The sequence below is a fragment of the Bradyrhizobium sp. CCBAU 11434 genome (assembly GCF_028128895.1).
Classification (GTDB): Bacteria; Pseudomonadota; Alphaproteobacteria; order Rhizobiales; family Xanthobacteraceae; genus Bradyrhizobium; species Bradyrhizobium zhengyangense.
Map to the genome: position 1 here is coordinate 617821 of NZ_LBJX01000011.1, position 20240 is coordinate 638060.

General features: G+C 63.4%; 22 protein-coding genes. 9 read left to right on the plus strand and 13 right to left on the minus strand.

What is annotated here, in order from left to right; genetic code table 11:
• Nucleotides 1-15: 15 nt before the first annotated feature.
• The 6 genes from XI06_RS10385 (at nt 16) to XI06_RS10410 (ending at nt 7791) form a co-directional block, all read left to right on the plus strand.
• Entirely contained in the window at nt 16-846 is an 831-nt protein-coding gene (locus tag XI06_RS10385) for an OmpA/MotB family protein (protein ID WP_237858741.1), read from the plus strand.
• Nucleotides 847-1020: 174 nt separating this feature from the next.
• The gene (locus XI06_RS10390; RefSeq protein WP_237858740.1) at nt 1021-2919 is read left to right on the plus strand and encodes a potassium transporter Kup; all 1899 of its coding nucleotides are present in this window, start codon (nt 1021-1023) and stop codon (nt 2917-2919) included.
• 155 nt (nt 2920-3074) lie between these two features.
• Nucleotides 3075-5003, plus strand: coding sequence for a potassium transporter Kup (locus XI06_RS10395; protein ID WP_237869605.1), 1929 nt, complete (start codon nt 3075-3077; stop codon nt 5001-5003).
• Between the two features lie 156 nt (nt 5004-5159).
• Nucleotides 5160-5486, plus strand: coding sequence for a rhodanese-like domain-containing protein (locus tag XI06_RS10400; protein ID WP_237869604.1), 327 nt, complete (start codon nt 5160-5162; stop codon nt 5484-5486).
• Nucleotides 5487-5493: 7 nt separating this feature from the next.
• Nucleotides 5494-6672: an aminotransferase gene (locus tag XI06_RS10405; RefSeq protein WP_237858736.1), complete on the plus strand. Its 1179-nt coding sequence runs from the start codon at nt 5494-5496 to the stop codon at nt 6670-6672.
• Between the two features lie 6 nt (nt 6673-6678).
• Nucleotides 6679-7791 carry a polyamine ABC transporter substrate-binding protein gene (locus XI06_RS10410; protein WP_237869603.1) on the plus strand — a complete coding sequence of 371 codons (1113 nt, stop codon included), beginning with the start codon at nt 6679-6681 and terminating at the stop codon, nt 7789-7791.
• A gap of 19 nt (nt 7792-7810) precedes the next feature.
• Here XI06_RS10410 and XI06_RS10415 read toward each other — a convergent pair whose 3' ends face one another.
• From XI06_RS10415 to XI06_RS10440, 6 genes are all read right to left on the minus strand, one after another.
• Entirely contained in the window at nt 7811-8743 is a 933-nt protein-coding gene (locus XI06_RS10415) for a lipid A biosynthesis lauroyl acyltransferase (protein WP_237858732.1), read from the minus strand.
• 11 nt (nt 8744-8754) lie between these two features.
• Nucleotides 8755-10032, minus strand: a complete 1278-nt coding sequence (locus tag XI06_RS10420; RefSeq protein ID WP_237858730.1) for a beta-ketoacyl-ACP synthase — start codon at nt 10030-10032, stop codon at nt 8755-8757.
• A gap of 18 nt (nt 10033-10050) precedes the next feature.
• Nucleotides 10051-11256: a beta-ketoacyl-ACP synthase gene (locus XI06_RS10425; RefSeq protein WP_237869600.1), complete on the minus strand. Its 1206-nt coding sequence runs from the start codon at nt 11254-11256 to the stop codon at nt 10051-10053.
• The gene (locus XI06_RS10430; RefSeq protein WP_237858726.1) at nt 11253-11723 is read right to left on the minus strand and encodes a 3-hydroxyacyl-ACP dehydratase FabZ family protein; all 471 of its coding nucleotides are present in this window, start codon (nt 11721-11723) and stop codon (nt 11253-11255) included. Before XI06_RS10430 ends, XI06_RS10425 begins: the two co-directional genes overlap by 4 nt.
• A 10-nt stretch (nt 11724-11733) precedes the next feature.
• Nucleotides 11734-12021 carry an acyl carrier protein gene (locus XI06_RS10435; RefSeq protein WP_007592476.1) on the minus strand — a complete coding sequence of 96 codons (288 nt, stop codon included), beginning with the start codon at nt 12019-12021 and terminating at the stop codon, nt 11734-11736.
• Between the two features lie 258 nt (nt 12022-12279).
• Nucleotides 12280-12624, minus strand: a complete 345-nt coding sequence (locus tag XI06_RS10440) for a hypothetical protein (RefSeq protein WP_237858724.1) — start codon at nt 12622-12624, stop codon at nt 12280-12282.
• Nucleotides 12625-12913: 289 nt separating this feature from the next.
• Between XI06_RS10440 and XI06_RS10445 the strand changes: the two genes are divergently transcribed.
• On the plus strand, nt 12914-13540 hold the full coding sequence (locus XI06_RS10445) for a ParB-like protein (protein WP_237858722.1): 627 nt from the start codon (nt 12914-12916) through the stop codon (nt 13538-13540).
• Nucleotides 13541-13556: 16 nt separating this feature from the next.
• Here the strand turns inward: XI06_RS10445 and XI06_RS10450 are convergent, their stop codons facing one another.
• Both XI06_RS10450 and XI06_RS10455 read right to left on the minus strand, forming a co-directional pair.
• A complete protein-coding gene (locus XI06_RS10450; RefSeq protein WP_237858720.1) occupies nt 13557-13712 on the minus strand; it encodes a hypothetical protein in 156 nt (51 codons plus the stop codon).
• Nucleotides 13713-14168: 456 nt separating this feature from the next.
• A complete protein-coding gene (locus XI06_RS10455; protein ID WP_237869598.1) occupies nt 14169-14372 on the minus strand; it encodes a hypothetical protein in 204 nt (67 codons plus the stop codon).
• A gap of 147 nt (nt 14373-14519) precedes the next feature.
• On the opposite strand from XI06_RS10455, the gene XI06_RS10460 reads away from it, so the two are divergent.
• Both XI06_RS10460 and XI06_RS10465 read left to right on the plus strand, forming a co-directional pair.
• On the plus strand, nt 14520-15251 hold the full coding sequence (locus XI06_RS10460) for a Crp/Fnr family transcriptional regulator (protein WP_237858717.1): 732 nt from the start codon (nt 14520-14522) through the stop codon (nt 15249-15251).
• Between the two features lie 7 nt (nt 15252-15258).
• Nucleotides 15259-15501 carry a DUF6894 family protein gene (locus tag XI06_RS10465; RefSeq protein ID WP_237858714.1) on the plus strand — a complete coding sequence of 81 codons (243 nt, stop codon included), beginning with the start codon at nt 15259-15261 and terminating at the stop codon, nt 15499-15501.
• Nucleotides 15502-15675: 174 nt separating this feature from the next.
• Here XI06_RS10465 and XI06_RS10470 read toward each other — a convergent pair whose 3' ends face one another.
• The 5 genes from XI06_RS10470 to XI06_RS10490 all read right to left on the minus strand — a co-directional run bounded on the left by XI06_RS10470 (nt 15676) and on the right by XI06_RS10490 (nt 19911).
• Nucleotides 15676-16338 carry a flavin reductase family protein gene (locus XI06_RS10470; RefSeq protein WP_237858713.1) on the minus strand — a complete coding sequence of 221 codons (663 nt, stop codon included), beginning with the start codon at nt 16336-16338 and terminating at the stop codon, nt 15676-15678.
• A gap of 109 nt (nt 16339-16447) precedes the next feature.
• The gene (locus XI06_RS10475) at nt 16448-16927 is read right to left on the minus strand and encodes an MgtC/SapB family protein (RefSeq protein WP_237869595.1); all 480 of its coding nucleotides are present in this window, start codon (nt 16925-16927) and stop codon (nt 16448-16450) included.
• The gene (locus XI06_RS10480; protein WP_237858708.1) at nt 16924-17511 is read right to left on the minus strand and encodes a peroxidase-related enzyme; all 588 of its coding nucleotides are present in this window, start codon (nt 17509-17511) and stop codon (nt 16924-16926) included. Before XI06_RS10480 ends, XI06_RS10475 begins: the two co-directional genes overlap by 4 nt.
• Before the next feature lie 84 nt (nt 17512-17595).
• Entirely contained in the window at nt 17596-18570 is a 975-nt protein-coding gene (locus tag XI06_RS10485; RefSeq protein WP_237869593.1) for an AraC family transcriptional regulator, read from the minus strand.
• Nucleotides 18571-18843: 273 nt separating this feature from the next.
• Nucleotides 18844-19911, minus strand: coding sequence for an AraC family transcriptional regulator (locus tag XI06_RS10490; protein ID WP_271605244.1), 1068 nt, complete (start codon nt 19909-19911; stop codon nt 18844-18846).
• Nucleotides 19912-20240 lie beyond the last annotated feature (329 nt).

Consider the following 20240-nt stretch of genomic DNA (forward strand, 5'->3'; position numbering starts at 1 on the left):
CCGGGATTTTGAGATATGGCCAAGAAGAAGCGCGGCGACTCACATGGAGGCGGTCACGGCTGGTTCGTGACCTTCGCCGACCTGATGGGCCTGATGATGAGCTTCTTCGTGATGCTCGTGGCGTTCTCGACGCAGGATGCCAATAAGCTGAAGGTCGTCGCGGGCTCCATGCGGGATGCGTTCGGCGTCCAAAGCGAAGCGCGCTATGCCGGCATCGTCGAGTCGGACGGTCTGCCGACCCGGCCGCGGCTGAAGAACGTCGACCACATCGAGCCCGAGGACGCTTCCAACACGCCGACGCCGGACCAGGAAGATCGCGACCGCACGCAGGGCGCGAAGATGAAGATCGATCGCAATTTTGCACTGGCCGCGGCCTCGCTGCGCCAGGCGCTGCAGGACATGCCGGAACTGACCGAGATGTCCAAGCACATCATGTTCGAGGAGACCAAGCAGGGCCTCAATCTCGAGATCGTCGACCAGGACGGCCGCTCGATGTTCGCGGACGGATCCAAGGTGCCGTATGATCGCACCCGGCGCCTGATCGAGAAGCTCGCGGTCCCGCTCAAGGCCACACCCTTGCGCGTCTCCATTGCCGGCCACACCGCGGCGGGCTTCGTGCCGACACGCAGCGACTATGGTGCCTTCGACCTGTCGGCCGATCGCGCCAACGCGGTGCGCCAGATCCTGGAGCGCGAGGGCCTGCCGCCGTCGCACATCTTTTCCGTCTCCGGCAAGGCGGACACCCAGCCGTTGTTCCCGGACGATCCATCGCTCGCGGCGAATCGCCGCGTGACCATCACCCTGATGCGCGAAGATCCGCCGCTGCCGCCGAACTTGAAGCCCTAATCGCCTTACGTTACTATTTTACCTGAGAGCGGCCGGTCGCGATGACGGCGAGCGTGGCTGCTCCGTCACAGCATCTGCCGCGGCCCCTGCTATGGTGGTGGGCCGATTGACAGGCGTACCCGAAGCGTCGAAAGGCGCCGGATCAATTCCAGGGACGAAGCGTTTTCCACTCTCATGACGGCGAGCATCACACAGACCGAGACCCAGGAGGGGCCGGTCACATCAGGTTTTTGGGCCCTGACGCTCGGGAGCATCGGCGTCGTCTTCGGCGACATCGGCACCTCGCCACTCTACGCGTTTCATGAGGCGGTGAGGGGCGCAGCTCACGGCGCGCCGGTGACGCGGCTGATGGTGCTCGGCGTGCTGTCGCTGATCCTGTGGGCGCTCCTGATCGTCGTCACTGCCAAATACGTGTTGCTGTTGTTGCGCGCCGACAATAACGGGGAGGGCGGCACACTCTCTTTGATGGCACTCGGCCAACGCGCGCTGGGGCGGCGGAGCTGGTTCCTGCTCGCCCTCGGCGTGGTCGGCGCCTCGATGTTCATCGGCGATTCCATGATCACGCCGGCGATCTCGGTGCTGTCAGCGGTCGACGGACTCAAGCTCGCGACGCCCGCATTCGAGCATTATGTCGTGCCACTCACGGTGCTGATCCTGGTGCTGCTGTTTGCGGTGCAGAGCAAGGGCACGGCGCTGGTCGCCTCGGCCTTCGGGCCAGTGATGGTGGTCTGGTTCGCCTGTCTTGCGGTGCTGGGCGTCATTCACATCGCCGACGACCCGTCGGTGCTGGCTGCGATCAATCCCTATTACGCACTGCAATTCCTGCTGTCGCACGGCACGATCGGCCTGGTGACGCTTGGCGCCGTGTTTCTCGCTGTGACCGGCGGCGAAGCGCTCTACGCCGACCTTGGCCATTTCGGCCGCAAGCCGATTCAATCGGCCTGGATGTTCTTTGTGCTGCCCTCGCTGCTGATCAACTATTTCGGGCAGGGCGCGCTGGTGCTGTCCAATCCGGGCGCGATCGAGCATTCATTCTATCGCATGGTGCCCGAGCATCTGGTGCTGCCGCTGGTCGGGCTTGCGACTGCTGCTACCGTCATCGCGAGCCAGGCGGTGATCACAGGTGCCTATTCGCTGGTCTATCAGGCCGTGCAGCTCGGTCTCCTGCCGCGCTTCGAGGTGCGCTACACGTCGGAGACCCACGCCGGTCAAATCTATCTGCCGCGCGTCAACCGGCTGCTGCTGATCGGCGTGATGCTGCTGGTGCTGTTGTTCCACACACCCAGCAATCTCGCTTCGGCCTATGGCATCGCGGTCTCCACCACCATGGTCGCCGACGGCATCATGGGTTTTGTCGTGATCTGGAAATTGTGGAACTGGAAGGCTGCGACCGCGGCGGTCGTGATCCTGCCCTTCGTCATGGTCGATATCACCTTCTTCAGCGCGAATTTGCTGAAGCTGCTCGAAGGCGCCTGGGTCCCGTTGCTGTTCGGTGCGGCGATGGCGGGGACGATCTGGACCTGGCGGCGCGGCTCGGGAATCCTGATCCAGAAGACGCGCCGGATCGAGGTGCCGTTGGACGATCTGATCCGCAGCCTGGAAAAGCGGCCGCCGCACGTCGTCAAGGGCACGGCGGTATTCCTGACTAGCGACCCAGCTTTCGTCCCGACCGCGCTGCTGCACAATCTCAAGCACAACAAAGTGCTGCATGAGCACAACGTGATCCTGACGATCGAGACCGGGCACACGCCGCGGGTCGATCTCTCCGAGCGCTTCAAGATGGAGAAGATCAGCGAGAAGTTCTCCAAGGTCCGCCTGCGCTTCGGCTTCATGGAGCAGCCCAACGTGCCCAAGGCGCTCGCGATTGCGCGCAAGCAAGGCTGGCAGTTCGACATCATGTCGACGTCGTTCTTCGTGTCGCGGCGCTCGCTGAAGGCCTCGGCGCAATCAGGCATGCCGCTCTGGCAGGACCATCTGTTCATCGCGCTCAGCCGTTCGGCCAATGACGCCACCGACTATTTCCAGATTCCGACCGGTCGGGTGGTTGAAGTCGGAACCCAAGTCACCATCTGAGGCGGCAATTGGGACGCAATGACGGACCCATGCGAAATTTGCATGCCAAGGGCCCAGAATCGGGCTAGGCTATGCCGGCAGCGCAGGACTATAAGCCGCGCGCTCTCTTCAGCCGTTGTGCAGTGAAGCATTTTTAGAGGCCACCAGGCTCTCCCATGACAAGTGACGTAGCAGTTCCCGCCCCGGAAACGGCGGCGACCAATGGGCATGGCGATGCCCACACCACCGCCGGCTTTGGCGCGCTGACGCTCGGCAGCATCGGCGTCGTCTACGGCGATATCGGCACCAGCCCGCTCTACGCGTTCCGCGAGGCGGTGATTGCGGCGTCCGGCGCGGAAGGCGCGCCGACGTCGGCGGCCGTCCTCGGCGTGGCGTCCCTGATCCTGTGGGCGCTCATTGTCGTGGTGACGCTCAAATACGTCGTGATCCTCCTGCGCGCCGACAACAACGGCGAGGGCGGCACGCTGGCTCTGATGGCCCTGGCCCAGCGCGCGGTCGGCACCGGCGGGGCGACCATTGTCATGCTCGGCATCATCTCCGGCGCCCTGTTTTACGGCGATGCCGTGATCACGCCGGCACTGTCGGTGCTGTCAGCGATCGAAGGCATGAAGGACGTCACCCTGACGTTCGAGCCCTATATCGTTCCGCTGACAGTGGTGATCCTGGTGGTCCTGTTCGCCGTGCAATCCCGCGGCACCGCCCGTGTTGCGGCGTTCTTCGGACCTGTCATGTGCGTCTGGTTTGCGGTGATCGCTGCGGCGGCAATCCACCCGATCATCCAGCAGCCGCAGGTGCTGTTTGCCCTGAATCCCCTCTACGCCGTGTCCTTCATGCTGCATCATGGTATCATCGGCTTCGTGACGCTGGGCGCGGTGTTCTTGGCGGTCACCGGTGCCGAGGCGCTCTATGCCGACCTCGGCCATTTCGGCAAGCGGCCGATCCAGACCGCCTGGCTGTTCATCGTGCTGCCGTCGCTGGCGCTGAACTATCTTGGGCAGGGTGCGCTCGTGCTCGCCGATCCCGCCGCGATCGAGAGTCCGTTCTTCCAACTGTTTTCGCAAGGCTGGATGCGCGGCGGCATGGTCGTGCTTGCGACTGCCGCCACCGTGATCGCAAGCCAGGCCGTCATCACCGGCGCTTATTCGCTGACGCGGCAGGCGATTCAGCTGGGCTTGCTGCCGCGTTTTGAAATTCGCCATACGTCGGAAGCCCATTCCGGCCAGATCTTCATCCCACGCATCAACCAGCTGCTGCTGGTTGCCGTGGTACTGTTGGTGCTGTTGTTCCGCTCATCCAGCGCGCTGGCCTCGGCCTATGGTATCTCCGTGACCGGAACCATGGTGGTCACGGCGATGATGGGCTTTGTCGTGATCTGGAAGGTATGGCGGTGGTCGCCGTTTGCGGCGGCCGCCCTGATCGCGCCGTTCCTGTTCCTCGACCTGACGTTCCTCGCCGCCAACCTGCTCAAGGTGTTCGAGGGCGGCTGGGTGCCCCTCGCGCTTGGCTCGCTCATGATCATCATGATGTACACCTGGCGGCGCGGCAGCCGGCTGCTGTTCGAAAAGTCGCGCAAGCTGGAATTCCCGCTGGCCGACCTCGTGGCGATGCTGGAGAAGCGGCCGCCGCAGCGGGTGCCCGGAACCGCGGTGTTCCTGACCAGCGATCCCCTGAGCGCGCCGACCGCGCTGATGCATAGTCTGAAACACTACAAAGTGCTTCACGAGAAGAATGTCATTCTCACCATCGAGACTGCGCAGACCCCGCGCATCGATCCGGCCGAGCGGGTGCGACTGGAGGCGATCAGCCCGACCTTCTCCAAGGTGACGCTGAAGTTCGGCTTCATGGAATCGCCCAACGTGCCGAAGGCCCTGGCGATCGCCCGCAAGCTCGGCTGGCAGTTCGACATCATGTCGACCTCGTTCTTCCTGTCACGGCGGGCGCTCAAGCCCGCTGTCCATTCGGGCATGCCGCGCTGGCAGGACCGGTTGTTCATCTCGCTCAGCCGCTCCGCCAACGACGCCACCGACTATTTCCAGATCCCTTCGGGACGCGTCGTCGAGGTCGGCACGCAGGTCACGATCTAGGCCTGGATTCAAAGCGCGCTTCAACTCGCTGCGATTTAGCTTTAACTTGCGCAAGGCAGCTCAAGCCTTTGTAGCGCTTGATTTTCGCATGCCGAGAGGCGAGGTTGCCGCCGCCGGGATCGCCCCGGCGCGAGCCCTGCGACGTTGGAGGATGATGTGGCAAATCAAGTACAGGATCTGACCCCCGAGGAGGTTTCCAAGGGTGTCGCAGAGGGCCGCTATCTGCTCGTCGACGTCCGTGAGCCGAACGAGGTCGAGGCCGAGGCCTACCCTCACGGCGTGGTCGTGCCGCTCTCGACCTTCGATCCCAAGGCGATCCCCGATCCCCAAGGCAAGGAGGTCGTGTTTGCGTGCCGCTCCGGCAAGCGCTCGGTGACCGCCTCACTCGCCGCCCAGGCTGCAGGCCTGCCTTACGACAAGCATCTGGCCGGCGGCATGCTCGGCTGGAAGGCGGCGGGTCTCCCCAGCAAGGTCGGTGGCTAACGTCGCGATGACCAAGAGCTCTTCGCTGAACAAGGTCTTCGCCGACCTTCCGGTCACTATCTTCGAGGCGATGTCGCAGGCCGCGCGCGACAACAATGCCATCAATCTCGGCCAGGGTTTTCCTGATGATCCCGGCCCCGAGGACATCCGCCGCGCCGCGGCCGACGCCTCCCTGAACGGCTACAACCAGTACCCGTCGATGATGGGTATCCCGGAACTGCGCCAGGCGATCGCCACCCATTACGGCCATTGGCACGGGCTGAAGCTCGATCCGATGAGCGAGGTGATGGTCACCTCTGGCGGCACCGAGGCGCTGACCTCGGCGATCCTGGCGGTGGTGCAGCCCGGCGACGAGGTGGTCTGCTTCCAGCCGGTCTATGATTCCTACCTGCCGATCATCCGCCAGGCCGGCGGCATTCCGCGGCTGGTGAGGCTCGAGCCGCCGGGCTGGCGGCTGAATGAGGACATGCTGAAAAGCGTCTTCAATTCAAAGACCAAGGCGGTACTGTTCAACAATCCCTTGAATCCGTCCGCGGTGGTCTATCCGCGCGAGGACCTCGAGCTCTTGGCGCGCTACTGCCAGGAGTTCGACGTCATCGCGATCTGCGACGAGGTCTGGGAGCACGTCACCTTCGACGAGCACAAGCACATCCCGCTGATCACCATCCCCGGCATGCGCGAGCGCACCATCAAAGTCGGCTCGGCCGGCAAGATCTTCTCGCTGACCGGCTGGAAGATCGGCTTCGTCTGCGCTGCACCGCCGCTGCTGCGGGTCGCCGCCAAGGTGCACCAGTTCCTGACCTTCACCACCGCGCCGAACTTGCAGGCCGCCGTCGCCTACGGCCTCGGCAAGCCCGACGACTACTTCCTGTCGATGCGGAAAGACCTGACGCGGAGCCGAGACCGCCTGACCAAGGGGCTGGAGAGCCTCGGCTTCCCCGTGTTGAAGTCGCAAGGGACCTACTTCCTCACCGTCGACCTGTCGCCGCTTGGGCTCAACGAGAGCGATGCCGAGTTCTGCTGGCGGATCGTCAAAGACTACAAGGTCGCCGCGATCCCGGTCTCGGCGTTCTACGAGCAGGACCCGGTGACCTCGGTGGTGCGCTTCTGCTTTGCCAAGAAGGACCAGACCCTCGACACCGCGCTGGAGCGGCTGTCGGACGCGATACGCGGACGCAAGAGGTAGACCGAGATGACGAACGTCAGCCGCTCCAGGTTTTGCCTTGGTTTCGCGATCGCCGCAGCGCTGACGTTCCTCTCGCAGGGGGCGGGCGCCGAGGAGCGCGTCGTCAACTTCTACAACTGGTCGAACTACATGGCGCCCGACGTCCTTGAGGCCTTCACCAAGGAGACAGGCATCAAGGTGGTCTACGACACCTTCGATGCCAACGAGACGCTGGAGACGCGGCTGATGGCCGGCAAGTCCGGCTACGACGTCGTGGTGCCCACCGCCTATTTCCTGCAGCGCCAGATCAAGGCGAACATCTTCCAGAAGCTCGACAAGTCGAAGCTGCCGAACCTCGACAATGCCTGGCCGATGGTGACCAAGAATCTCGCGACCTACGATCCCGGCAACGAATTCGCCGCGAACTACATGTGGGGTACGACGGGCATCGGCTACAACGTCGCCAAGGTGAAGCAGATCCTCGGGCCTGATGCCAAGATCGAAAGCTGGGAGATCGTGTTCAAGCCGGAGAACCTCGCCAAGTTCAAAGACTGTGGCGTGCACATGCTCGACTCCGCCGACGATATCTTTCCGGCGGCGCTGAGCTATCTCGGGCTCGATCCGAACTCGACCAAGCAGGCCGACCTGGAGAAGGCTGCCGACGTCGTCGCCAAGGTTCGCCCGTCCGTACGCAAGTTTCATTCGTCCGAATATCTGAGCGCGCTCGCGACCGGCGAGATCTGTTTCGTGGTCGGCTGGTCCGGCGACATCATGCAGGCGCGCGCCCGTGCAGCCGAAGCCAAGAGCGGCATCGAGATCGGCTACACGATCCCGAAAGAAGGCGCGCAGATGTTCTTCGACAATTTGGCGATCCCAGCGGATGCCAAGAACGTCAAGGAGGCCTACGAGCTGATCAACTATCTCTACCGCCCCGACGTTGCCGCCAAGAACTCGGACTTCCTGTCCTACGCCAACGGCAATCTCGCTAGCCAAAAGCTGGTCGATCCAAAGATCCTCAACGACAAGAACATCTATCCCGATGAGGCGACGCTCTCAAAGCTGTTCGTCATCACGGCGCGCGATCCGGCCACCCAGCGCGTCATCAACCGGCTCTGGACCAAGGTGAAGACGGGAAGGTAAGGGAGCGTAAAGGCAGCGCCTACCGCCACCTGCGATGCAGCCAGAGCCACTGCTCGGGATGCTCGCGCACCCAGCCTTCCACGACGTTGGTGATCGCCTGCGTCGTGCCCTGGATGTCGATCTTGCCCTCGGCGTCGCGCACCGGCTGGATCTCTTCCGTCAGCTCAGTGCGGAAGCGGAAGCCGGGCAGGCGGATGACGCGCACGCCGTGGATGGGGCATTCGACCTGGCGGAGCAGGCGCGCCAGCGTCGGGTTGGCGCGGGTCTTGCGGCCGAAGAAGGTGACTTCGACGCCGCCGGTCAGATACTGGTCGATCAGCATGGCGACGTGCTTGCCGTCCCTGAGCGCCTGTCCGAGCCGCAAGGGTGCGTCGCGGCCCGCGGGAATCAGCGTGCCCATGTTGACCTGGCGCATCTCCTGGATGATGCGGTCGGCGGAGGCGATGTTCGGCCGGCGATAGAGGATCGCCGCATCGAGCCCATGTGCGGGCGCGGCGAGCGCGGGCAATTCCCAATTGGCAAGGTGCGCGGCGAAGATCAGCGCCGGCTTGCCGTCGTCCCTGATCCGGTCGTAGATCTCGATGGTGCGCTTGGGCAGCTCGATCCGGCTGCGTTCCGGATGCTCGCGATCGTAATCCCAGACATGGTCGATATGGGCGAACTCGGCGCCGACGCGGCCGAGATTGTCCCACACGCCCATCAGGATCTGTTCGATCTCTTCCGGCGATTTTTCCGGAAAGGCCGCGGTGAGGTTGGCGCGGCCGATGCGATGCTCGCGCAGGCGCGGCCCGATCAGCTTGGTGACGCGTGCGAAAAAGTCCGAGGTCTTGACCGGGTCGAAATAGCGCGTGGTGCGCAGCATGCCGACCGTGGCGGCGCCGATCAGGCCTCCGGCGATCGATTTGGCTGCATTCCGCGCGCGAATCTTCGTGCTGATAGAAATCAGCGCCATGCTGCGTCCGGTCAGGCCGGTTCGCGGGTCAGGATCAGCGAGGCGTTCTGGCCGCCGAAGCCGAACGAGTTCGACATCACAGCGGTGACGCGAGCGTCGCGCGCCTTGTTGCCGACCACGTTGAACAGGATCGTGGGATCCGGCGTCTCGTAGTTGATGGTCGGCGGAATGCGCTGATGCTCGAGCGTCAGCAGCGAGAAGATCGCCTCGACCGCACCGGCGGCCGAGATGGTGTGGCCGACCATCGACTTGTTGGAGGTGACCGGAATCTTCTGCGCGAGATCGCCGAACACGGCCGAGGTCGTGTTGAACTCCATCTTGTCGTTCTCGGGCGTCGCGGTGCCGTGCGCGTTGATGTGGTCGATCTGGTCAGGCGTCATGCCGGCATCAGCCAGCGTCTTGTTCATGCAGCCGATGATCGGCTTGCCGTCGGGCGAGGAGCGGGTGCGATGGAAGGAGTCGGTGAGCTCGCCGCAGCCGGCGATCACGCCGAGAATCTTGGCGCCGCGCGCCGTGGCCGCCTCATAGCTTTCGAGCACCAGGGCGCCGGCGCCTTCGGCCATGACAAAACCGTCGCGGTTCTTGGAGAAGGGGCGGGAGGCCGCCTGCGGCGGATCGTTCTGGGTCGACAGCGCCGAGAGCAGCGAGAAGCGCACCAAGGCTTCCGGATTCACGGTGCCGTCGGTGGCGACGCACAGCGCCGCATTCGTCTCGCCGCGGCGGATCGCCTCGACGCCGAGCTGGATCGAGGTCGCGCCGGATGCGCAGGCCGTCGACAGCGAGATCGGCGAGCCCTTGGTGCCGAAGGTCTCGGCGAGGTGAGCTGCGACCGAGCCGAACATGAAGCGGTGATGATAGGCGCTGTACTTGCCGCCGCCGGAGATGCGCAGCAAATCGTCATAGGTGAAGTCGGGCGCGCCGACGGCGCGGCCGAGCTCGCGGCGCTGCGGCCATTCGACTTCGACCGGCGCAACCGCGAGGAAGAGGGGACCCGGGAAATCAGCCTTGTTGCCGATGCCGGCCTGCTCGAGCGCTTCTTCTGTCACAAGCTCAGCCATCCGCTCGGAGAGACCGGTCGAGGAGAACGGATCGACGCTGACGAAATCGACGGTGCCGGCCATCGTGGTCTTCAGGCCATCGACCGGAAAGCGCGTGATGGTGCGGATGCCGGATTCGCCGGCGACGAGCTTGGCCCAATTGTCTGCCTTGCCGGCGCCGAGCGAGGTCATGATGCCCATGCCGGTGACGACGACGACGGGACGCCCGAGTTTGTCGCGTGGTGCAGTCATGTCGATCCCCCGCCAGAGCTAGTCAATTGCCTCGACCAGCGCCATGCCTTCGCCGCGCCAGTGTCCGGCTCCCACCACGACAATCTGGGTGGGCGCCCCCTGCATTTCAATCTCGGTCCCGGTCGAATCGTTCGGCGGGAACAGCGCGCCACGCGAGATCGAGAGCGCCGCGAGCGCAATCCCGAGCGGGAACTGCGTTTCCATGGTGTGCCCGAACATCGTACCGGTCGCGCGCACCGGGAAGTCGGCGTGCTTCTTTAGGAAGTCGCGCTCCTCTGAAGTCGCCGGCTCTGCGCCCGATGCGCCCGAGATGATCGCGCCCTTGCCGTCGCGCTTGGGCAGCTTGTCCCAGAGCTTCTCCAGCGTCGCTTCCATGTCGCCGGACTGCTTGCGCCGGGCCAGATCGGTCACGACGCTCGAAAGCTTCGCGTACGGCCTGGCGCCGCGCGCTTCTGCATGCGCTTTCGACTCCAGGACCAGGAAGGCACCGGCCGAGCCGAGCGCGAAGCCGGCGTGGTCCTTGCGCGCCCACACGGGAGCGAACTTGTCCTTCAGGTTGAAGTCGCCGAATTCGTAGAGGACCAGCAGGTCCTTGCGCTCGCCATTATGCGAGCCGCCGACCAGCGCAATGTCGCTCTCGCCCGAGGCGATGCGCGACAGCGCGATGCGCAGCGCATCGGCGCCCGCTACCTCTTCGCCCATGAAGGTGCGCGAGGTGCCGCCGAGACCGTTGACGATGGCGATGTTGCCGGCGAGCAGATTGGAGAGCTGGGCCAGAAACAGCGTCGGCCGGAGATCGCTCATCAGCCGCTCGTTGAGGAAGCCCGGCGCATTGGCGCCCTTGGCTTCGGCGTTCAGCACGCCGGTGTCGACGTTGAGATCGCGCTCGCCGCCGCCGGCGGCCACCACCATGTCGATCTTCGACAGGATGTCCTTGTTGCCCTTGATGCCGGCCGAGTCGAGCGCGAGGCCCGCCGCATAGACGCCAATGCGCTGCCAGGCTTCCATCTGGCGCTGGTCGCCCTTCTTCGGGATCTGGCTGTCGAAGCTTACAGGCAGCAACGGGTGCACGATGAAGGGCGCAAAGCCCTTCTCGTCGACATTGATGCGCTTTTCCTGGAGCGCAGCCCAGTTGGCGTCGAGTCCTTCGCCGAGCGAGGTGGCAAGACCAATGCCGGTTATCCAGACTTCGGTCTGGCCCGGCTTCGAGGCGGTGTCAGTCATGGCGAAACGGCCTGTTGCGGAAAGCCGACGCGGGCTGCGACAGCGTCCATGTATCCGCGCATATCCGAATTGGGGAACGGGATCAGCGTGAAGGTGAGCGTCGAATTCGCACGCAGCTTGCCGCCAACCCGGATCTTCGCCTCGGTCATCGCATAGCCCGAGCCCTCATGAGCGACGCTTGCTTCGAGCGTCATGAGGTCGCCTGGAAACACCGAGCCGCGCACCTTGGCTTCCTTCACGGCGGCGAGAATCGGCATGCGCTCGAACTTCAGAACGCCAAGCAGGAGAAAGCCCGAGGCCTGCGCCATCGATTCGATCAGCAGCACGCCGGGCATCAGGGGATAGCCCGGGAAGTGCCCCTCGAAGATGGTGCTCTCCTTGGGGACCTGGGCCTCGACGACGATCGTCTTCTCGTCGACCTTGAGGTCGACGATGCGATCGATCATGTGGAAGTATTCGAGTTGCATGGCCGCCCGATTAGGCGCTCGCGCCCTTGGCGGCAACCAGCTCGTCGATGCGCGCGCACAGGTTCTTCAGCACGAAATACTGCTCGGTGGTCGCCTTGCCGTCGTTGACTTCCTGGGTCCACTTTTCCAGCGGTAGCTTGATGCCGAACTGCTTGTCGATCGCGAACGCGATGTCCAGGAAATCGAGGCTGTCGATGCCGAGGTCATCGATGGCATGGCTATCCGGCGTGATCGTGTCGCGCGGGATGTCGCAGGTTTCAGCGATGATCGTAGCGACCTGATCGAATGTGGAAGACATCACTAAGCCTTTGATATATTGCGGGTATTTTTCAGATTTCCCAGAGTGGCACGGTGGGTGGGCATCGCGCCCCTGATGACGCCCTCAAACCCCCCTCTGGATGGGTCGAGAGCCCGTATATCGGAGCGCCGCCCTGAGTTCAATGGAGCCGGACAGGGCCGTGGACAGGCCTGGGGATGCCTGTCAGCAAGGCCCCAGCCGGGGATAACCCGCCGCGGGCAGGCTACGGGCTCCAGGCCCTGCCTGGACAGGCCGGGCCTAGATGTGTGGCGTCGTGATCTTGACGCAGTCGCGTCGGCCCATCAGGACGCAATCCTGGGTGCGGCGCAAATCGGCGATGCTGACCGCAAGCCAGATCCCGATCGCAGTCAAGGCGATGGTGAAGGCAAGCGCGGCGATATTGGCGAGCATGCGATGCCGGAAATCGTCGGGCTCGGCGCGGGGCTGCTCGTAGCGCGACAGGTCGAGCGGCTCGGGCGTCGCTGCATGCAGCTTCTGGACGACACCGCTGCCCCGATGAATCGCCGGAGAGGGCGTCGTGCGCGGCCTGAACTGGAGCACCCGGTGCTCGTCGTCCGAGGTTATGGGCCGCTGGGATTTCATGGGGCGGGGATTACTCCGAAGCAGCGATTTTTAGATAGCATAGGCGACATCGGGGGTGCAGAAAATCTTCTCAACGCGCACGTGTATTGCGCGTTCGCATGATCGTCCAGGACAGAAGCGCTCCATCACGGGCCCGGTTGTCATCCCGGCATCAGGGGACCTCTGGGGTTGCGCCGCAACACTGCGGGTCAGATCGCGCTTGTCGCCTCGAACGCATGTTGCCGTCGCAAGACCCATGGCATAATCGGGAACCCGGACGACAGCCTGCAACCAGACGAGGCCCTCGATCATGACGACCAATGCGCGCGAGCCGAGAGTGCACCCGGTACCGATCCTGTCGCTTCGGCCGACGCAGATGACGGTCGGCATGCGCGAGGTCAAGGAGAAGCGCAAGCGCTGGCGCGAGCACGGCAAGAAGAAGCAGGCCGACCTGCTCGGCACCCACATGATCCCCGTCGTCGCCGGACCTGACGGGCGCTACTACGTGATCGACCATCACCATCTCGGCCGCGCGCTGCACGACGAGGGCATCAAACAGGTGCTGGTGACGGTGGTAGGCGACCTTCGCATGGTCGAGAAAGAGGCGTTCTGGGGCGTGATGGACAACAAGCGCTGGGTCTATCCCTACGACTCCAAGGGCGAGCGTCGCTCGTTCCGAGATCTGCCGAAATCGGTCGCCGACCTCAAGGACGATCCGTTCCGCAGCCTCGCCGGCGAGCTCCGCCGCATGGGTGGCTTCGCCAAGGACACCACGCCGTTCTCCGAATTTCTGTGGGCCGACTTCCTGCGCCGCAAGCTGACGCGCAAGGCCGTGGACGTCAATTTCGACAAGGCACTCGAGAAGGCGCTGGCCGCGGCCAAGAGCAAGGACGCAATCTACCTGCCCGGCTGGTGCGGGCCGGCATCGGACGATTAGGCGCGCAGCGTTCGCATCAGTCGCGCTGGAATATCTTGGCGCCGGGGTAGGCACGCCTGGCGTATGTCACGACCAGCGCGCGGTCCTGGGTCTCCAGGAAGGGCGTGCGGATTCGATACGAGCCGACGACGAGGTGCCACAGTCCATTGAGCCTTTGAATGACGATTTTCATGTGAGTCTTCCTCGAAGACGCTGCACGCGAGCAGCTCCTGCTTGTCGCGGCCGTCTTGCGAGTCTCGATCGTGACCACGGGCGTAAAATTCCCGGTACCGCCCGCGCCGTCTGACGACAACGACACTGATTAGTTGGTTACGACATGCGGTCCCGTGAGCCGGATCGGATCACAGCCGCTTGAACGCAATCATTTTCCGCGCCGATGAAACCGTCCTGAAACAGAACCAGCCCACTTACGTAGGGTGGTGGAGCTCATACAGGAGGCTCACATGCGTCGTCTGATTTTCGGAATTGCTTTGGTCGTAGTCGCTTCAGCTGGTATCTCGGCGTCGTTCGCTGCGGTTCACCAGGCGAGGACTTTGACGTTTGAGGAGCGATTTGCGCCGGCGCTTCCGTTGATGGTGAAGCACTAGCAGCGTAGCGCTTCGTCGCCGCAAGCAACGTCGCGGCGGAATTACTTCAGATGTTGCTGATCCGGCGAGGAGAGCAGTCGCTCCATGTCGGCAGCGGCTTCGCCGTCGCGGGCCTTCTGCAGCAACGCGTGGCGCTCGGCGCCAGCCGGCAAGTTTCGGGCTGCGGCGCGAGCGTCTTCCGTGAACTTGTTCAGGCGCTCCTGGAGTGACAGGGCGGGGCGCGTACGGTTGCGTTTCTTGGTCATGATTTGCCCTTTCGAGGGCCAAGCAGACCATGAGGTGGCAAGTCGCGTCCTTAACTTTTGTTGGAACCGGGCAAGGCGATCGCGGGTTTCCGTTCTGACGGCGCTGCGGCGCTAACAGTTCCATCTCCATGACCGGAGCCAAACACAGTGCCCAGCGACGCGATCCGCGCGGCGCTCATCGAGCGACTGCGCCTCTCGTCCGCAATCGCGGACGAGGACATCAAGGAAATCGAGGCGCTGCCGATCTCGGTCCGGCACTATCCGGCCGAGACGGCGGTCGTGCGCGACGGTGAGCGGGCGACCGATTGTTGCCTGATTGCGGACGGATTCTGCGCGCGTTCCAAGACGATCGCGAACGGCAAGCGGCAGATCCTCTCGCTGCACATTCCCGGCGAGATCCCCGATCTCATGAGCCTGTTCCTGCACGTGATGGACCATGATCTGTCGACGCTGACGCCAGCGACGCTCGGCTTCATCAGCCATGAGACACTGCAGAAGCTGCATCGCCGCCGCCCGGGTATCGCCGAACTGTTCTGGCGCGACACGCTGATCGATGCGGCGATGTTTCGCGAATGGATCGTCAATGTCGGCCAACGCCCCGCGCCCGCGCGCCTCGCCCACGTCATGATAGAGCTGCGCGAACGTCTCAGGGTGATAGGCCGCGTCGACGGCGGCAATTTCGAGATGCCGCTGACCCAGGAGCAGATCGGCGAAGCCCTGGGGATCACCGCGGTTCACGCCAACCGGGTGATCAGGCAGCTGCGCCAGGAGGGGATCGTCGAACTCAATCGCGGCCGGGTCACCGTGCTCGATGAGCGAAAATTTCAGGAACTGGCGGATTTCGACGACCGTTACCTCCATCAGTCGCCAACCCTTTGAGGTCCGGATGCCGCGCTTTCATTTTGACATCCATGAAGATAGCCGTCTCATCCGCGACGAGGATGGGCAGAATTTCGCCAGTGTCGACGTTGCCCGCAAGGAGGCGATGCTGACCGGCGCATCCATCGCCCGCGAAGCATTCGTGGCCGGCAGCGCCGACCAGGTCGTCGTCGACGTGCGCGAGGACGAACATGCGCCGTGCCTGAAAATCTCGATCACGCTCGAGGTCGAAGAGCCGGCAGACGGCTAGTTCCGGCGCCTTCGCGCGAGACGCGGAGAGGGCACGATTGTTCCTCCGATGCGAAAACTTATAAGCCTGCGCGCTGTAACGCACCCCTTGAGCGAGAGCCGCTCTTTGCTCGAGGTCCGAGCTCGCGAGCAGTATAGAGCTCGCGGAGCAACGAACCCCGTTGTCGACCCTCAACTAGGACTGCCGCTGGCTCCAATGGTCATCCAGCGTCGGTGTCTCCATGTCGAAACGGTCGCGAATGGTGGAGCAGGTGCTGCCGCCGAGCCTGGCGATGGCATCGAGCTTCGCCGGGTCGATGTGCAGGCGCTCGGCATCCACGACGTCCGAATGGTAATGCGCGAACAGAATTTCGCCGAGGATGATCTGGCGCGACTTGCCGAGTTCGAGGGTGACATGGCGGCGACATTCGAATGCCGCCGGCGCCTCCTTGATCCAGGGTGACGCCACGGTCTTGCCGGGCATGGCGGTCAGGCCTGCAGCCTCGAGTTCATCATGATCAGGCGCGAACGGCACGGCGCAGACATGCATCGCTTCGGCAATGGCGTGCGAGACGATGTTGACGGTGAAGACCTCGGTCAGCCGGATGTTGAGGCCGGTGTCCTTGAACCGCATGTCCGGGTGGTTCTCGACGCCGAGCGCAAGGATCGGCGGATCGGCCGACAGGCAATTGAAGAAGCTGAACGGCGCGGCGTTGATCTTCCCTTGAAGATCGACCGTCGTCACCAGCGCGATCGGCCGCGGCACGACGGTGCCGATCAGCAGCTTGTATTTGTCGCGCGCCGACAGTTCGCGGAAGTCGAACGTGACGTTGCCGGGGTCGTGAGTGCTGCTATCCATGGTGTCTCTCGGGTTCGAACGGTCGCGGGATCGCCGACAACCGCGAAGTTTCGCGGTAATTATCGGTGCTTCGGACCAATAAGCGAGCGGAAGATTTGAGCAAAGGCCGCTAGGTCTGCCTGGTGTCCTCGTGCGGCTGGTCCTTGCCTCCGAGCATCCGGTGCAGGTGATGCTCAATGCGGCGACCGATCGTGAGCACCACAAAGGCGAGCCCCAGCGAGACTGCAACGATCTTCCATTGCCCGGCGCCGCAGACCACACCGAGGCAGGCGGCAAGGAAGGTGCAGGCGGCGCTAGTCAGACCGCGGACGCGAAATCGGTCGCTTTCATGGACGATCACGCCAGCGCCGAGGAAGCCGATGCCGGTGAGGATGCCCTGGATCACCCGGCTGGTGGCATCGATGACCTTGCCGGGCTCGGAGAGTTGCAGTGCCAGCAGCACCACGGTCGCGGTGGAGAGGCTGACGATGCCGAGCGTCTTCAGCCCGATCGGATTGCCGTGCAGATCGCGGTTGAGACCGATCGCGCTGCCGGCAAGCGTCGCGACGCCAAGGCGCAGCAGGATTTCGGGCCAGTCGAGCTCGGTCATTTCTTTTCAGTCTTGGGCAGGCGGCCCATCAGATAGAATTCTTCGTTCGGCCGCATGCCGGTGAAATTCGCCAAACGGTTTGACAGCGCGAAGAAGGCCGAGATCGCCGCGATGTCCCAGATGTCGTCGTTACTGAAGCCATGCGGAGCCAATGCGGCAAAATCCTCATCGGCGATCCGCTGTGCGTCGGTCGAAATCTTCATCGCGAAATCGAGCATGGCTTTCTCGCGCGGCGTGATATCGGCCTTGCGGTAGTTGATCGCGACCTGGTCGGCGATCAGCGGATTCTTGGCGCGGATGCGCAGGATCGCGCCATGGGCGATCACGCAATATTGGCACTGGTTGGCGGCCGAGGTCGCCACCACGATCATCTCGCGCTCGGCCTTGGTGAGCCCGCCGTCCTTCTCCATCAGTGCGTCGTGATAGGCGAAGAAGGCGCGGAATTCGTCGGGGCGATAGGCCAGCGTCAGGAAGACGTTGGGCACGAAGCCGCTCTTTTCCTGCACGGCGAGCAGGCGCGTGCGGATGTCGTCGGGCAGGCTGTCGATGGCGGGTGCGGCGAAGCGTTGCGCAGGCTTTGTCATGGGCATGGATTCCGGCTTGGGGCTGGCAAACATAGTCGATGCGGGCGGGCGCCTCAACATCAAGCCGGGGCATGACGGCGGAAGCTATTCTCGCCGCAAGGCCACCGCGCGGACCTCCGACGGCGTCACGCCGAAGCGGCGACGGAAGGTGCGGTTGAAATATGAGAGATCGCTGAAGCCGGCATCGAGGGCGATTGCATGGATCATCCGATCGGCGAGGCGCGGATCGGTCAGCATCCGGTGCGCCCGTGTCAGCCGCATGGCGACGACATATTCCGAGAAGGTGACGCCTTCGGTTTCGAACAACATGTGAATGTAGCGTGGCGTCAAGCCCTGGCGGGCGGCAACGCTTGCCACCGACAGCTCGGGGTTCTTCAGATTGGACAGAATATCGGCCTTGACCGTCGCCAGCCGGCCGGCGCGACCGCCACGCTGTTCGGCGAAAGCCTGAGCATCGCGCGTCGTGCCGAGCGTCAGCGCTGCCAGGTCCTGCACATGGGTTGTCACGACATGTCGCATCTCCGGGTCGTCGATCGCCTCCTCGGTTTCGAGCATGCGCAGGTAGCCGATCAAGAGCCGAATGGCCTGAGCGTCGCCGGCATGCGGCGCTTGCGTCAGTTCCGAGAAATTCGGGACAAGTGGTTCGATCAGATGGCGCCGCACTGATATCGTCATGAATTCGGCGTCCCGCCCTGTGCGAAGAAAGCTTGCTGCGTTGTCTCGTCCGATCAGGGCCTGACCCGGCTGAAGCACGAGGTTATCGTCACCCGCATGTAGCGACATCTCGCCGGCGAGGGCTACGGTGACGATGAAGTCGCCTCCCTCGGACGTGTCGACCAGCGTGCGACTACGCAGCGGCGAACACTTGCCACGGTAGAGGGAGAAGTCGGACAGGAACCGACTGGTGCCGTTCAAGCGGAGCGGGGCTTCGGCGTCAGGTTCGATATCCACCCTGAAGTGCCGGCGGCCGAACTCCTCCCGAATCCATTCCAGCGTCTTGCGATCGGACGTCTCGGGCAGATCGAATTGCAGTCTGCTGAAATTAGGTTCGCCGGACAATTTCCCTCCCAACACAATTCTGCCGACGTAGGCGCCAAGACATCGGCGCGCCTCAAAAAAGGTGCCTTCCGCGAGCGAAGGCTTCGTCCGTGTTCAACCTAGAGAGTTGGAAGTCCTGGACTCAAGTGCGTCGGCAGGCAGCGCCGCCGATTTGTCGTCTGCTGCAAGAAAATCGTCAGATATTGCAAAAGCCGTCGCGGGCGGACATCCGATCGCGTCGCCCGAAACAGTGCAGGCAAGGTTCGGTTCTGCGAACCACCTTCGCGGCGGCCATCAAATGCGGCGCATCCAGTCCCAGATCGTGCGGGAGCCATGGCGTGTGGAAACCTCGCCCTGCCAGCCGGCGCTTGCAAAGGCACGCACTGCGCGTGGACTCATGTCGAATGTGCGGCGAAAGGCACGGCTGAAATTCGTGGGGTCCGTGAACCCGTAGCCTTCCGCAATCTCAGCAATTGTCCTGTGCCGACAGGCCGGATCGATGAGCGCAGCGCGCACGCGGCGCAGCCTGACTTTCTGGATATAGGCTGCGACGCCGCCATGAATGCTCATGAGATAGTAAAGCCTCCGCTCTGACATGCTGAAGGCGGCGGCGATCTTGTCGACCGTCAGATCAGTATCGATCGCATGATCGTCGATATAGCGGCAGATTTCCGCCGTCAAAATCATCTGCGGTCCGACCGAATTCTCTTCGCGAACCGTCGCATTAATTGCCGCCGCTGCGAGCTCGAGTGTCGGGCGGTTGAGGGCGGTTGCAGCTTCCGGATGGAGCTCGGCTCCAGCCCGGTGCAACGCATGCAAATGACTGCGAAACAGCGCGACCAACGGGCTCTTCCCGGAGATGATGCGCGCGTTCTGCTCATCCGGTGCTTTCAGCAGCGGAGCCAGCATCGGGCGCGGTACGACCATATAGAGATCGTCCTGGCCATTGAGCTTGGATGAGCTTGTCTGCGCCTGGTCGAGGATCAGCAGGTCGCCGGACTGCACACGCTCATGCGATCGGTTCTCCGCCGAAGCGACGCATTCCTTGCTATGAAAGTGAAGCGTGTAGCCGTCGAGTCCGTCTCGTGCGTAGCGCGCGCGCGAGCGCGCGACGTCCTGTTTAACGCCAACCTGCAGGTCGCCGAGGATGAAACCGTCGAAGTGGTAAGCCTTGGTACGAATGCGAAGCGGCTCATCCGCGTCGTCACGGTGGAGGCGGATATTGTACATGCTGCCGAGGCCCTCCTGCCAGGCGGCGACGGCATCTTTGGCGGGCAACGTCGTCAAATCGAACACGGATTGAGGAATGTTTGGCGCAATTGTCTCCGGTTTTGCTCCATCGTCGCCGGCGATTTTCGGCACTGACGTTGCCTCCTCTGATCCGGGTTGCACGTGACAGCCGAAGCAAGGCCGTCATGTCGCGCGACAACTTGCCACACGAGGACACCCTAGTCGATCCTTCGCGCGAGCAGCCGGTTCGGGAAGGATAGTCGCGGGCGTCGACAAGTCGATCAGGCGCAGGTCCCGCGTGGTGGGATCGTAATTTCCCTCAGGTCTCACTGGACTTCTCCCGAGTCCCATTCTCCTGTGGCCCACCTGCAACACGGCTCCGAAAGCGCTCGACGCTTCTTTCCTGTCCGCGCCGCGCTTCCTTCCTGACCAAGCGCTCGGCGGAGCGTCACCCTACGGTG